General features: G+C 66.5%; 15 protein-coding genes. 6 read left to right on the forward strand and 9 right to left on the reverse strand.

Annotated features, from left to right (window positions below; all coding sequences use genetic code 11):
* The 3 genes from VFT73_RS11580 to VFT73_RS11590 all read right to left on the reverse strand — a co-directional run.
* The coding region (locus tag VFT73_RS11580) for a hypothetical protein (RefSeq protein ID WP_326411194.1) at window positions 1-331 on the reverse strand (331 nt) is incomplete at its 3' end.
* Window positions 328-648, reverse strand: coding sequence for a phage holin family protein (locus VFT73_RS11585; protein WP_326411197.1), 321 nt, complete (start codon window positions 646-648; stop codon window positions 328-330). The genes VFT73_RS11580 and VFT73_RS11585, both read right to left, overlap by 4 nt.
* Before the next feature lie 5 nt (window positions 649-653).
* On the reverse strand, window positions 654-1,190 hold the full coding sequence (locus tag VFT73_RS11590) for a hypothetical protein (protein ID WP_326411200.1): 537 nt from the start codon (window positions 1,188-1,190) through the stop codon (window positions 654-656).
* A 150-nt stretch (window positions 1,191-1,340) separates the two neighbouring features.
* On the opposite strand from VFT73_RS11590, the gene eno reads away from it, so the two are divergent.
* Genes eno through VFT73_RS11610 form a run of 4 tightly spaced genes read left to right on the forward strand, consistent with a single transcriptional unit; the run spans window position 1,341 to window position 5,532 of the window.
* Complete coding sequence (gene eno / locus VFT73_RS11595; RefSeq protein WP_326411202.1) at window positions 1,341-2,627, forward strand: phosphopyruvate hydratase; 1,287 nt, start codon at window positions 1,341-1,343, stop codon at window positions 2,625-2,627.
* 32 nt (window positions 2,628-2,659) lie between these two features.
* Window positions 2,660-2,989 carry an FtsB family cell division protein gene (locus tag VFT73_RS11600; RefSeq protein ID WP_326411204.1) on the forward strand — a complete coding sequence of 110 codons (330 nt, stop codon included), beginning with the start codon at window positions 2,660-2,662 and terminating at the stop codon, window positions 2,987-2,989.
* A gap of 39 nt (window positions 2,990-3,028) precedes the next feature.
* On the forward strand, window positions 3,029-4,138 hold the full coding sequence (gene pdhA, locus VFT73_RS11605) for a pyruvate dehydrogenase (acetyl-transferring) E1 component subunit alpha (RefSeq protein WP_414712820.1): 1,110 nt from the start codon (window positions 3,029-3,031) through the stop codon (window positions 4,136-4,138).
* Window positions 4,138-5,532 (forward strand): pyruvate dehydrogenase complex E1 component subunit beta, encoded by a 1,395-nt coding sequence (locus tag VFT73_RS11610; protein WP_326411208.1) that lies wholly within the window; start codon window positions 4,138-4,140, stop codon window positions 5,530-5,532. Before pdhA ends, VFT73_RS11610 begins: the two co-directional genes overlap by 1 nt.
* Before the next feature lie 16 nt (window positions 5,533-5,548).
* On the opposite strand, the gene VFT73_RS11615 is transcribed toward VFT73_RS11610, so the two are convergent.
* From VFT73_RS11615 to VFT73_RS11625, 3 genes are read right to left on the reverse strand one after another with little or no spacing between them, the layout of a single operon-like run.
* The gene (locus VFT73_RS11615) at window positions 5,549-6,286 is read right to left on the reverse strand and encodes a histidine kinase (RefSeq protein WP_326411210.1); all 738 of its coding nucleotides are present in this window, start codon (window positions 6,284-6,286) and stop codon (window positions 5,549-5,551) included.
* On the reverse strand, window positions 6,277-6,858 hold the full coding sequence (locus VFT73_RS11620; RefSeq protein WP_326411212.1) for a TadE/TadG family type IV pilus assembly protein: 582 nt from the start codon (window positions 6,856-6,858) through the stop codon (window positions 6,277-6,279). Before VFT73_RS11620 ends, VFT73_RS11615 begins: the two co-directional genes overlap by 10 nt.
* A complete protein-coding gene (locus tag VFT73_RS11625; protein WP_326411214.1) occupies window positions 6,855-8,675 on the reverse strand; it encodes a TadE/TadG family type IV pilus assembly protein in 1,821 nt (606 codons plus the stop codon). The genes VFT73_RS11620 and VFT73_RS11625 overlap by 4 nt, the downstream gene beginning before the upstream one ends.
* Before the next feature lie 84 nt (window positions 8,676-8,759).
* Here VFT73_RS11625 and VFT73_RS11630 point away from each other — a divergent pair, with 84 nt between their 5' ends.
* Together VFT73_RS11630 and VFT73_RS11635 are read left to right on the forward strand one after the other, a co-directional pair.
* A complete protein-coding gene (locus VFT73_RS11630; RefSeq protein WP_326411217.1) occupies window positions 8,760-9,422 on the forward strand; it encodes a squalene/phytoene synthase family protein in 663 nt (220 codons plus the stop codon).
* A 38-nt stretch (window positions 9,423-9,460) separates the two neighbouring features.
* A complete protein-coding gene (locus VFT73_RS11635; protein ID WP_326411219.1) occupies window positions 9,461-9,919 on the forward strand; it encodes a histidine kinase in 459 nt (152 codons plus the stop codon).
* Here VFT73_RS11635 and trmFO read toward each other — a convergent pair.
* From trmFO to VFT73_RS11650, 3 genes are read right to left on the reverse strand one after another with little or no spacing between them, the layout of a single operon-like run.
* Window positions 9,916-11,316 carry a methylenetetrahydrofolate--tRNA-(uracil(54)-C(5))-methyltransferase (FADH(2)-oxidizing) TrmFO gene (gene trmFO, locus VFT73_RS11640; RefSeq protein ID WP_326411221.1) on the reverse strand — a complete coding sequence of 467 codons (1,401 nt, stop codon included), beginning with the start codon at window positions 11,314-11,316 and terminating at the stop codon, window positions 9,916-9,918. The two genes, VFT73_RS11635 and trmFO, sit on opposite strands and share 4 nt — an antisense overlap.
* 52 nt (window positions 11,317-11,368) lie before the next feature.
* A complete protein-coding gene (locus VFT73_RS11645) occupies window positions 11,369-11,806 on the reverse strand; it encodes a hypothetical protein (protein WP_326411223.1) in 438 nt (145 codons plus the stop codon).
* A complete protein-coding gene (locus VFT73_RS11650; protein ID WP_326411225.1) occupies window positions 11,806-12,189 on the reverse strand; it encodes a hypothetical protein in 384 nt (127 codons plus the stop codon). Before VFT73_RS11650 ends, VFT73_RS11645 begins: the two co-directional genes overlap by 1 nt.
* Window positions 12,190-12,273: the final 84 nt, after the last annotated feature.

The raw sequence follows: 12,273 nt of genomic DNA on the forward strand, positions 1-12,273 counted from the left end.
CCGGAGCGCGCGCCGTTTCATATGGTTGGGTCGGTTCGTCCTCATCCTGGCCGAACAGCGTGTTCAGCCCGCGGGCGATCGGTTTGCGGAACAGATAGACGAGGATCGGAACGGTGATCGCGGCGACGGTCGAAGGATGCGTGGCCGCCTGGACGACGCCGTCCATGGCCGCAGCCTTGACGCCGTCGACCTTTTCCTTCGCCATTTCCTTGATGTCTTCGGTGACCGTCTTGGGGTTCAGCCGGTGCTGCAGCGTGTGGAACGTGGTCATGAACCGTTCCCGCGCCGCCGCGGCTTCGGCTTCGCGCGCCTGCAGGTCCGGCGGGATCATCGCCGCACCTCAAGCACCTGCTTATAGGCCGCGTAGCCCAGCCCGCCGGCGATCGCGAGCGTGACCAGCACCACGATCAGCGTCGCCGCGAGCGGGCCGACCAGCGTCTGCAGTGCAAGGATCAGCCCGACCAGCAGGGCGGTGACGGCGGAGAGCGCGAGCGTCAGTGCGGCGCCGGCAAAGATCGCCGCCCGCTTGAGCGGCTGCGCCTTGTCGGCCGCCTTCGCCTTGTAGAGCTCGACCTCAGCGCGCGCATAGCGCTTGCCGTCATCGACGAGCTGGCTGAACAATTGCCCGATCGGCACGTCCCCGCTCATGGCGGTCAGGCCGGGGTGGTGGTGGGCGAAGCGGGCGCGGTGTCGCCGCCCGCTGAAGGCGCGGCGGACTGTCCGCGCTGGCTGCTTTCGTTCGCTTCATAGCCGATGCCGGCCTTGGCGAGCCGCGCGAGCACGAAGCCGAGGCCGACCGCGGCGCCGATCGCCACCGCCGGGCTCTTGCGCACGAAGCTGCGCACGTCCTCGACCAACTCGTCCATGTCCTTGCCGCGCAGCTGATCGGCGAATCCCGACACGCTTTCGGCCGCCGAGAACCCGTAGCGGCCATATTGCGGGCCCATCTTCTCCTCCACGCTGCGCGCAGTGTCCTCGAGGAACCTCGCCGCCTCGTCGAGCGCATCGGTGGCTCGGGTGACGCCCTGGCCGGCATAGTCGCGCGCCTTGTCGCTGGCCTGCGACTTGAAGGAGGCGAACTGGCTCTTGAACTTGTCGGCCGTGGTCTCGCCGCCACCCGCGGTCCCGCCGCTATTGCTCGTGCCGCTCTGGCGCGTCTCGCCGTCGTTCGCCTGGCTCACATCGGTCATCGCGCATCCCTTTCCAACGCAAAATCTGCTTGTCCCCAGAACAATCGCTCCGGCAACGCGGTTCCACTCGTCGGGGCCGCCGATTGCCTTCCGGCATTCGCGCCGATAGGGGGCGGCTCCGATCCCGAAACGATGTAGGAAGACCGTTTCATGACCGCAATCATCGACATTCACGCGCGCCAGATTCTCGACAGCCGGGGCAACCCGACCGTGGAGGTCGATGTGAGCCTGGAGGACGGCAGCTTCGGCCGCGCGGCGGTGCCGTCGGGCGCATCGACCGGCGCGTTCGAGGCGGTCGAAAAGCGCGACGGCGACCCGAAGCGCTGGCTCGGCAAGGGCGTCGAGGAAGCAGTGCGCGCGGTGAACGGCGAGATCGCCGAGAATATCCTGGGGCTGGAGGCCGAGGACCAGGCCGATATCGATGCGCAGATGATCGCGCTCGACGGCACCGAGAACAAGTCGCGGCTGGGCGCGAACGCGATCCTGGGCGTCAGCCTGGCGGTCGCCAAGGCGGCGGCGGAAGCGAGCGGGCTGCCGCTCTACCGCTATGTCGGCGGCGTCTCGGCCCAGCTGTTGCCGGTGCCGATGATGAACATCGTCAACGGCGGCGCACACGCCGACAATCCGATCGACTTCCAGGAATTCATGGTGATGCCGGTCGGCGCCGAGAACCTGGCCGAGGCGGTGCGCTGGGGATCGGAGATTTTCCACACGCTGAAGAAAGGCCTGCACGAGCGCGGCCTGGCGACGGCGGTGGGCGACGAAGGCGGGTTCGCGCCGAACCTCGCCTCGCCGGCGGACGCGCTCGACTTCATCATGCGATCGATCGAGCAGGCCGGCTATCGCCCCGGCGAGGACGTGGTGCTCGCGCTCGATTGCGCGGCGACAGAATTCTACAAGGGCGGGCAGTACGTGCTGGAAGGCGAGGGGCGGACGCTCTCGCCGGACCAGATGGTCGATTACCTTGCCGAGCTGTGCGGCAAATACCCGATCCGCTCGATCGAGGACGGCATGGCGGAGGACGATTATGCCGGCTGGAAGGCGTTGACCGAACGGCTGGGCGCCAAGGTGCAGCTGGTCGGCGACGACCTGTTCGTCACCAACCCGAAGCGGCTGGCGGACGGGATCCGGCAGGGCCTGGCCAATTCGCTGCTGGTGAAGGTCAACCAGATCGGGACGCTCAGCGAGACGCTGGAAGCGGTCTCGACCGCGCAGCGCGCCGGCTACACCGCCGTCATGTCGCACCGCTCCGGCGAGACCGAGGATGCGACCATCGCCGACCTGGCGGTCGCCACCAACTGCGGCCAGATCAAGACCGGCAGCCTCGCCCGGTCCGACCGGCTCGCCAAATACAACCAGCTGATCCGGATCGAGGAGCAGCTGGGCGCCCAGGCGAAATTTGGGGGTAAGGCGATCTTCGCGAACAAAGCGGGTTGATCCGGCGACTCCGCTGTGATTCAAGGTGTTCGATGGCGAAGCGGCGGAACGTGTGGGATCTGGTGAAGCGGGCGGCGGGTCCGGCCGCGGCGCTGCTCGTGATCGCGTTCTTCGGCGGCTATGCGCTGGCGGGCCCCAACGGCGTGATCGCCTGGGGCGACTATCGCCATCAGCTGGAAAAGAAGCAGGCGGAGCTGACCAAGCTGGAGGCGCGCAAGAAAGCGATCGCCAACCGCGTCGCGCTGCTCGATCCGCGCAAGGCCAATCCCGATCTCGCCGACGAGCTGATCCGCGAGCGGCTGGGCTATGCCCATCCGGACGAGATCATCATCCCGATGGATCAGATCGACCCGGTTCGATAGGGGCACGCGCGCCCGGCTTTCCATCGGTTGCGAAGCCCGATGAACCGGGCCTATAGGCAGCGCCAATCATCATCCCAGCAAGGGGTCAACACCTTGGCACGTGCCGCAAAGCCCAAGGCGCCCGCAAGCGCGCCGCCCGCAACGCCGAACCGCGAACGTCCGCCCGAGCCGCAGCGCTACAAGGCGAGCAAGGACGAGCTGCTGGAAATGTACCGGCAGATGCTGCTGATCCGCCGCTTCGAGGAGAAGGCGGGGCAGCTGTACGGCCTGGGGCTGATCGGCGGCTTCTGCCACCTCTATATCGGCCAGGAAGCGGTCGCGGTCGGTCTGCAATCGGCGCTGAAGGGCGGGCATGACAGCGTCATCACCGGCTATCGCGACCACGGCCATATGCTCGCCTACGGCATCGACCCGAAGGTCATCATGGCCGAGCTGACCGGGCGCGAGGCCGGCATCAGCCGGGGCAAGGGCGGGTCGATGCACATGTTCTCCGTCGATCACCGCTTCTATGGCGGCCACGGCATCGTCGGCGCGCAGGTGAGCCTGGGCACCGGCCTGGCGTTCAAGCACAAATATGCCGAGGACGGCGGGCTGTGCATGGCCTATTTCGGCGACGGTGCCGCGAACCAGGGCCAGGTTTATGAGAGCTTCAACATGGCCGAGCTCTGGAAGCTGCCGATCATCTTCGTGATCGAGAACAACCAGTATGCGATGGGCACCAGCATCAATCGCGCCTCGGCCGAGGACCAGCTTTACAAGCGTGGCGAAAGCTTCCGGATTCCCGGTATCCAGGTCGACGGCATGGACGTGCTCGCCTGCCGCGGCGCCGGCGAGACGGCGGCCGAATGGGTGCGCGCGGGCAAGGGGCCGATCATCCTTGAGATGAAGACCTACCGCTATCGGGGCCATTCGATGTCCGATCCTGCCAAGTATCGCAGCCGCGACGAAGTCCAGGCCGTGCGCGAGAAGTCCGACCCGATCGACCATGCCGCGCGCGAGCTGGAGAAGATGGGCGTCAACGAAGCGGCGCTGAAGGACATCGACAAGGACATCCGGCGCATCGTCGGCGAGGCGGCGGACTTCGCCGAAAGCTCGCCCGAGCCCGCGCTCGACGAACTCTATACCGACGTGCTGGTGGAATCCTACTGATGGCGATCGAACTGAAAATGCCGGCCCTCTCCCCGACGATGGAAGAGGGCACGCTCGCCAAATGGCTGGTCAAAGCCGGCGACACCGTCAAATCGGGCGACATCCTTGCCGAGATCGAGACCGACAAGGCGACGATGGAGTTCGAAGCGGTCGACGAAGGCACGGTGGCCGAGATACTGGTGCCCGAGGGCACGGACGGGGTGAAGGTCGGCACCGTCATCGCGACGCTGGCGGGCGAGGGCGAGGAAGCGGCACCTGCTGCGGCGCCCAAGGCCGAAAAGGCCCAGCCCGCCGACCAGAAGACCGAGCCGACGCCCGAGCCGCACAAGGTCGAGACCGGCGCGCGCAAGCTGTTCGAGGCGGCGACGCACGATGCGACCGTCGGCGAGGCGGAAGTGCCGGAAGGCACCGAGATGGTCCGCACCACCGTCCGCGAGGCGCTGCGTGATGCGATGGCGGAGGAAATGCGCAAGGACGAGCGCATCTTCGTGATGGGCGAGGAAGTCGCCGAATATCAGGGCGCCTACAAGGTCACGCAGGGCTTGCTCGACGAGTTCGGGCCGAAGCGGGTGATCGATACGCCGATCACCGAATATGGCTTTGCCGGCGTCGGCACGGGTGCTGCGATGGGCGGGCTGCGCCCGATCGTCGAGTTCATGACGTTCAACTTCGCGATGCAGGCGATCGACCACATCATCAACTCGGCCGCCAAGACCAACTATATGTCGGGCGGCCAGATGCGCTGCCCGATGGTGTTCCGCGGCCCGAACGGCGCCGCTTCGCGCGTGGCGGCGCAGCACAGCCAGAACTACGGCCCCTGGTACGCCAGCGTGCCGGGCCTGATCGTGATCTCGCCCTATGACGCGGCCGACGCGAAGGGATTGCTGAAGGCGGCGATCCGCAGCGAGGACCCGGTCGTGTTCCTGGAGAACGAACTGCTCTACGGCCGCAGCTTCGACGTGCCGAAGCTCGACGATTTCGTGCTGCCGATCGGCAAGGCGCGCGTGATGAAGCCGGGTAAGGACGTGACTCTGGTCAGCTACTCGATCGGCGTCGGCGTCGCACTGGAAGCGGCCGAGCAGCTGGCGGGCGAGGGCATCGACGCCGAAGTGATCGACCTGCGCACGCTGCGTCCGCTCGATACGGAGACGGTGCTGAAGAGCCTCGCCAAGACCAACCGGATGGTCGTGGTCGAGGAAGGCTGGCCGACCTGCTCGATCTCCAGCGAAATCGCCGCAGTGGCGATGGAAAAGGGCTTCGACGACCTCGACGCGCCGGTGCTGCGCGTGACCAATGAGGACGTGCCGCTGCCCTATGCCGCTAACCTGGAGAAAGCGGCGCTGATCGACACCGCCCGCGTCGTCGAGGCGGCGAAGAAGGTCTGCTACCGCTAGAGGCGTCGGACGATCGTCAGGTCGTGTATTTGTCGCAGGTCATCGGCGTGACCTGCGGGCTGGGATTGTACACGCCGCCGGTCGCGACGCCGCCGTTCTTCGCGCCGTTGTATGGGTAGGTCTGGTCGAGGTCGCGCTTGTCGCGGACGACATAGGATGCCGTGTAGGTGATCCGGGGCGAGCCGATCAGCCACGCACCGATGATCGGCTGGTACTGATAGTTGATCTCCACGAACATCACGGCCGCGCCGGGAGGCGCCTTCACTTCCTTGCCCGCCGGTCCCATGCCGGCGAAGGAGGTGCCGGTTATGCCTTCGCCTTCTTTCTTGTACGACGAATCCCAGCCGGGACCGCGCTTCAGCCCAAGGCAGCGCTGCCAGTGAATCCATTGGCCGCCGCTGCTGTTCGTTTCGAGGCTGGATAGCGTGATCCGGCCGTTGACGCCGAGATTGAGGTTCTTCGCCTGTGCCCGCACGCCTTCGATGATGTCGTTGATATCGACTTCGCGGAGCTGCTGGACGTTCAGGTTGGTCATGATGCCGACGCGCGAGGCGTTGTCGGCCAGGGCGAGCGCGGCCTGGCTGACGCGCAGGTGCGTCTGGGCGAGGTTCGCGACCTCGATCCCATACATTCCGAAACCCATCACCGCCGGCAGCGCGAGGGCGAATTCGACTGCGGCGATGCCGCCAAGATCGGCCTTGAGCTCACGGATGAAGCGGGGAAGGCGGAGGGTGCGGGCGGGAATCACGTGCATATCGTCACCACCGCAGACTGAGTGCCGAAGGGCTGGTTCTTCAGATAGGTCGTGGCGGAAATCGTGCGGGTATCGGGCCAGCCGAGCAGGCCGGCGAGGGGGAACAGGCGCGGGTAGCTGACCTGCATCCGGTACATCGTGACGTCGTTGGCACCGCCCTGGCCCGAAATGCCGGGATCGGCATCCCACGTCTTGTTGCCGTTTGCATCATCGAAGCATTCGCCGGAGTCGCGCTTGCCGTTGCTGTTGTTGTCGGTGAACCGCTCGCCCTTCAGGTTCGAGAAATTCGAATAGCTTTTGCGGCTGCTCGTATAGATCCCGCCGTGGATCACACGCGCAATCTGCGTCTTCACGGCGTCGTCGATCGCGTCGGTCCGCTGTGCGCCGCCTTCGAGGCTGGAATCGCGCGCCGCCTTTTGCAGCGCCCCTTCCAGCACCGACTGCGCGTAGGACTGATGGGCGAGCTCCATCGACGCCATGATCAGCACCAGCAAGGTCGGCGCGAGGACGGCGAACTCGACGAGGGTGGTGCCCCGGCGGTCGCGTGCGAGTGCGGCGAGCGGACGGATCATTGCGACAGCCTCAAATCTGCAATCTGCGATGCGATCGTGCGGAATGCGGATGCAAGCTGCGCGTCGTCGGTCGCCTCGAAGGCTTTTCCGGGCGACGCACATGCGCTGAGCTGGGACGTCAGCGTTTGCGCATAGGCGACCACGAACACCGTGATGTTGCGTGCCTTGGCGGCATCGCAGGCAACGGCGAGGCGTGCATTGTGATAATTGGTCTGCTGGCTGGTCGAGCCGCCGGTCACGCGCCTGTCGAACTTCTCGAAGCCATAGGCGCCGTAAACCGACGGATCCGGCTCCATCTGGCCGTCGGTCATGAAGACGATGTAGCGCTGCGGGCAGGGGCGGTTGGGCCAGCAGTCGGTATCGCCCTTGAAGATGCCGGTCGGCGACAGCATGCGGACGCCCCAGATCATGCCGATATCGTGATAGGTGTGCCCCATCGGCTTGAAGTCCGCGGCGGTGACATAGTCGTCCAGATCGTCGCGAGTCAGCACCTCCAGGCGCTGGGCCTGCTTCGGGCATGCCATGAGGTTGTAGTAATAGGCATTATTGTTGATCGGTGCGACGCGCGTGGCGCTGGTCGTCTCCGGCGTGCCGTTGCGGTCGTAGATGACCTCCGGCCACATCGGGCGCCAGCGCGTCGCACGCGAGCTCGGCACCAGATCGACGTCGAGGTCATAGGGAAGCGGCGTGCTGAAGGAGGACAGCGCGCTGGTATCGCGCTCCTCGATGCAGCCGGCCCAGGTGTCGGTGGGGCCGGTCACGCCAACCCGCTGCTGCTCCGCCGCCGGATTGGGCGTGGCCGCGCCGGTCACGTAGTTGCTGATGTCCCAGGTGTACTGGTTATAGGTGAAGTTCGGGATTTTCTGCGTGGTCGTGCGGGTGCACCGGCTCCTGCTGCTGTTCCACGACGTCGTGACCACCGTAGCCGGATAGCCGACAGCGGGAGTCCGGGGCCGCTCATAGGAATCGCAGGTCGAGCTATTGGATGCAGATACGGTGTCGTTCGACGAGCTGCCGTTCGCGTCTCCGACCCACTTGCGGGATTGATAGTTCCAATTATCGGAAACCAGGTACGACGTGTTCAGATTGCGTAGCAGATAGCCGACGTTGACCGTCGAAGAGTAGGGTACCACGCCGTAACGGATGTGCGTGCTGGGATCGGCGGCACCCTCGAGCGTATCGTAGAAGGTGAGCACGGCCGATCGGAGCGCCTTGATGCGCGAATTGCTCTTTTCCGCGACCGACCAGACACCGCCCGATTGCGACGTGTTGGAGACGACATAATAGCCGCAGGTGGACTGGCTGTCAGACGCGGCGCAGGCCATCGATCCGGTCGTGTCCAGCACGAACATGATGTCGACGTCCGGAATGTCCAGCCGCGCCTGGCAGGTCGCATTCAGCGTGACCGAGCCGTTGCCGAACATCGTCATCAGCGTCATCGGCACGGTGGCGCGCGCGGAGGCACGGACCTGCCCATCCTCGGTCAGCGTCGGCGTGAAGCTGACGCCGCTCGTGGTGAACCAGCCGGCGCGGAAATTGTTGGTGAAGAAGGCGTTGGCCTGGGTGGTGGCGTTTGAATCGAGCGTCGAGCCGGTCATGAACTTGCGACCGGCCAGCGCGCCTGCGTCGCATGCCTGTTGCAGCCGGACCTTGACGACGTACAGCCGCGCGGTATCGACCGCCGCACCGGCAAAGGCTGCAAGCGGAATCAGCGATGCGGCCATCAGCGCCGCGGTGGTGCCGGCGACGTTGCGCGCCAGCCGCTGGAGGAAGCCAGGCTTGCGGTTCGGTTGCGGTTTGCGTCTGGTCGCGAACATGTACACCTCGGGCGAACGTGCCTGAGCTATCGCGCAACAGGCCTAAGGGCCCCTGAAGGGTCGAGGTTAACGGCGGGTAACAGCATGAATGCGGACGATCCCCCGCTGAGGCCCGAAGACCCGGAACGGACGCTGGCGCTGGCCTATGCACCGGCTGCCGCGAAGGAGGCGCTTGCTGCTTTGTGGGTGCTCGACGAGCGGCTGGGGGCGATCGTCGCGCGGACCGAGAACCCGGCGGTCGGGCAGATGCGGCTGACCTGGTGGCACGATGCGCTGCAATCGCTGCACGGATCGCAGCCGGTCGATCCGGTGCTGGTGGCGCTTGGCCGCGCGCAGGCGATCGAGCCCGCCGCGCTACTGCCGCTGATCGACGGGTGGGAAGCGCTGCTCGATCCGCTGCCGTTGCCCGAGGAGGCGCTTGCCGCCTATGCGGCCGGCCGCGGCGGAACGCTGTTCCGCGCCGCAGCCGCTCTGCTCGGCGGATCGCAGGAGGAATCGGAGAAAGCGGGCCAACTGTGGGCGCTGACCGATCTCGCTTTCCGGATCAGCGACCGGGCGACGGCCGAGCGGGCGCTGGCGCTGGCGCTGGCCGGGCGCCATGCGGCGCCGGCGCGCTTGCCCAAGCCGCTGGCCGTGATTGCCGCGCTGGCGCGACGCGATCTTCGGCGCGGGCTGGATCGTCCGCGACACCAGGGATCGCCAGGCCGCGTTTTGCGGGCCCTTGCCGCGGGGTTGACCGGCCGCTGACGCTTCCTAAGCTCGCACGAAACGGGGGGAGCTTCGACATGGGGCGGTTTCTTGCGGGCGTGGCATCGGCGCTGCTGCTGGTCGGCGCGGGGCTGATCTGGTGGACGAACGGGAAGCAGAGCGCGCCGCTACTGTCCGCCGTCGCGCCGCCGCTGGCGCGCTCGACTGCCGCATCCGACGGTGCGCCGCCCGAAGCCGAGGAGCGCACGCGCGAGCAGAAGCGCTTCGACCGTTACGACAAGGACCGCAACGAGCAGGTCAGCGCCGACGAGTATCTGGCGAACCGGCGCAAGGCGTTCGCGCGGCTCGACACCGATCATGACGGCCGGCTGGGCTTCGACGAATGGGCGAAGAAGACGATCGACAAATTCGCCGGCGCCGATGCGGACAGGTCGAAGGCACTGACGCGGACCGAGTTCGCGACGACACGCGTGGTGCGCAAGGCGCGTCCGAAACCGAACTGCCCGCCGCCTGCACGGGACGAGGATGAGAGTTAGAGGGCTCCGTTCGTTTCGAGCGAAGTCGAGAAACGGTCACCTGCGGGACTGCGCTTTTCGACTTTGCTCGCAGCGAACGGGCTCTGGTTGCCCGTCAGCCACGCCGCCAGATCCCGCTTTGCCCGTGCCGTCAGCGCCAGCTTGCGCTCGGCCTTTTTCGGCGCGCCGTCTGCCGGCGGGAACAGGCCGAAATTGACGTTCATCGGCTGGTAGCTGTCCGCCGCCGCGCCGCCGGTGATGTGGCCGAGCAGCGCGCCCAATGCCGTGGTGGGCGGCGGCGGCTCCAGCGTGCGGCCGGCGAGCTCCGCAGCGGCGAAGCGTCCGGCGAGCAGGCCTATGCCCGCGCTTTCGACATAGCCTTCGCAGCCGGTGATCTGGCCGGCGAAGCGGATGTGCGGCGCAGCCCGCAGCCGCAACGTCGCGTCAAGCAGCTCGGGCGAGCGGATGAAGGTGTTGCGGTGCAGCCCGCCCAGCCGCGCAAACTCGGCCCGTTCCAGACCAGGGATGGTGCGGAACAGCCGCACCTGCTCGGCATGCTTCAGCTTGGTCTGGAACCCGACGATGTTCCAGAGCGTGCCGAGCGCATTGTCCTGGCGCAGCTGGACGACCGCGTAAGGGCGCTTGCCCGTTCGCGGATCGCGCAGCCCGAACGGCTTCATCGGGCCGTGGCGCAGCGTCTCCGGCCCGCGCGACGCCATGACTTCGATCGGCATGCAGCCTTCGAAATAGGGCGTGCTTCGTTCCCACTCCTTGAACTCTGTCTTCTCGCCGTCGATCAGACCCTGCACGAACGCCTGGTACTGGTCGCGGTCGAGCGGGCAGTTGATGTAATCGTCGCCGTCGCCCTTGTCCCAGCGCGACTGGAACCAGGCGACGTCCATGTCGATCGAGTCGCGGTGCACGATCGGCGCGATCGCGTCGAAAAAGGCGAGGCTGTCGCGACCGGTTGCTGCGCCGATCGACCCGGCGAGCTGCGCGGCGGTCAGCGGGCCGGTCGCGACAATCGTCGGACCCGAGGCGGGCAGAGTGTCGACCCGCTCGCGGACGATCTCGATATTGGGATGCGCGGCAAGCGCCTCGGTCACGCCGGCCGAAAACCCGTCGCGGTCGACGGCGAGCGCGGAGCCGGCCGGCACCCGGTTGCGGTCGCCCTCCCGCATGATCAGCGATCCGAGCGCGCGCATCTCGGCATGCAGCAGCCCGACCGCGTTGCTGTCGGCGTCGTCCGACCGGAAGCTGTTCGAACACACCAGCTCCGCCAGCCCGTCGGTCTGGTGCGCCGGGGTTCCTTCGACGCCGCGCATCTCCGACAGCCGCACGCGAAAGCCCGCCTCCGCGAGCTGCCAGGCGGCCTCGGACCCGGCGAGGCCACCGCCGATGATGTGGATGTCGTGCATGGGAGCGGCGCTTAGGAGCCGCAAGCCGGCCGGGCAAGCCGGGCCTGCCTGTTCAGCGGTCGGCATAGGAGCAGGGCGGATGAAGCGCGTCGTCATCTACCCAGCGCGTGCCGGCCCGGGCCGCGAGGGCGGATAGCGCGCCTGCGATCGCAAACGCAGCCATCGCGTCGCCTGCCTCTCTGTGGTTGACCATCCAGGCAGGCACGCCCGCCATTGCCGCCCCGGCCAGCGCCCAGACCGGCGGCAGCCGGCTCCCGATGTTGTATTTGCCCAGCCAGCCGAGGACACCTGTGCCGAACATCACGGGCACGCAGCCTATGATCGCACCAAACGGAACCGACAGGACTGCAAGCGCCGCATATAGCCCCGCCTGGGTGGGCAGTGCTGCCCTCGCTCCCGCGATCTCAACGATGCCCAGTCCAGCGACAAAGGCCGGGCCGGCGGCGAAGATGCCGTAGAGCAGCCCCGCCGCATATTCGGCCTTGGCCATTATGCCGCTCCCACTTCGGCGGCGGCGCCGTTTTCTGCCAGCCATCCGTTCACCTTCCGGCCGAACTGCGCGATGGCCCCCATGTTGAAGAAGTGCATGGCGCCGAGCACGAGCACCGCCAGCCCTACCTTGCTGCTAAGGAAGCGGACGGCATCCGGCACCGTCTGCGGCTCCGAGCCCAGGCTGAGCGTCAACGTGATGAAGCCGATATTGACGAGGTAGAAGCCGACAACGAGCAGATGATTGGTCGAGCGGGCGAGCTGCGGGTTCTGGCCGAAGCAATCGATCAGGAAGACCTCGCCGTTTTTGGACAAAGTGCGCGCGACCCAGACGGTGATCCCGATCGTGATCGCGAGGTAGAGACCATAAACAAGCTCGATCATCATACGTCTCCTTTCGTCAGTCATTTCTGTAGAAAGAGAAACCATCATGCGCACAAATACGGGTTAAGCGCTTTTCTCCTTTCA

Source organism: Sphingomonas sp. (assembly GCF_035758555.1).
GTDB lineage: Bacteria > Pseudomonadota > Alphaproteobacteria > Sphingomonadales > Sphingomonadaceae > Sphingomonas_B.

Bases quoted from the DNA above. Each gene is read 5' to 3' on its own strand.
- VFT73_RS11590 (WP_326411200.1), bottom strand. From the start codon at position 1,190: ATGACCGATGTGAGCCAGGCGAACGACGGCGAGACGCGCCAGAGCGGC.
- VFT73_RS11600 (WP_326411204.1), top strand. From the start codon at position 2,660: ATGGCGAAGCGGCGGAACGTGTGGGATCTGGTGAAGCGGGCGGCGGGT.
- VFT73_RS11650 (WP_326411225.1), bottom strand. From the start codon at position 12,189: ATGATCGAGCTTGTTTATGGTCTCTACCTCGCGATCACGATCGGGATC.
- VFT73_RS11630 (WP_326411217.1), top strand. From the start codon at position 8,760: ATGAATGCGGACGATCCCCCGCTGAGGCCCGAAGACCCGGAACGGACG.
- VFT73_RS11645 (WP_326411223.1), bottom strand. From the start codon at position 11,806: ATGGCCAAGGCCGAATATGCGGCGGGGCTGCTCTACGGCATCTTCGCC.
- VFT73_RS11610 (WP_326411208.1), top strand. From the start codon at position 4,138: ATGGCGATCGAACTGAAAATGCCGGCCCTCTCCCCGACGATGGAAGAG.
- VFT73_RS11635 (WP_326411219.1), top strand. From the start codon at position 9,461: ATGGGGCGGTTTCTTGCGGGCGTGGCATCGGCGCTGCTGCTGGTCGGC.
- VFT73_RS11615 (WP_326411210.1), bottom strand. From the start codon at position 6,286: ATGCACGTGATTCCCGCCCGCACCCTCCGCCTTCCCCGCTTCATCCGT.
- VFT73_RS11625 (WP_326411214.1), bottom strand. From the start codon at position 8,675: ATGTTCGCGACCAGACGCAAACCGCAACCGAACCGCAAGCCTGGCTTC.
- VFT73_RS11585 (WP_326411197.1), bottom strand. From the start codon at position 648: ATGAGCGGGGACGTGCCGATCGGGCAATTGTTCAGCCAGCTCGTCGAT.
- trmFO (WP_326411221.1), bottom strand. From the start codon at position 11,316: ATGCACGACATCCACATCATCGGCGGTGGCCTCGCCGGGTCCGAGGCC.
- eno (WP_326411202.1), top strand. From the start codon at position 1,341: ATGACCGCAATCATCGACATTCACGCGCGCCAGATTCTCGACAGCCGG.
- pdhA (WP_414712820.1), top strand. From the start codon at position 3,029: ATGAACCGGGCCTATAGGCAGCGCCAATCATCATCCCAGCAAGGGGTC.
- VFT73_RS11620 (WP_326411212.1), bottom strand. From the start codon at position 6,858: ATGATCCGTCCGCTCGCCGCACTCGCACGCGACCGCCGGGGCACCACC.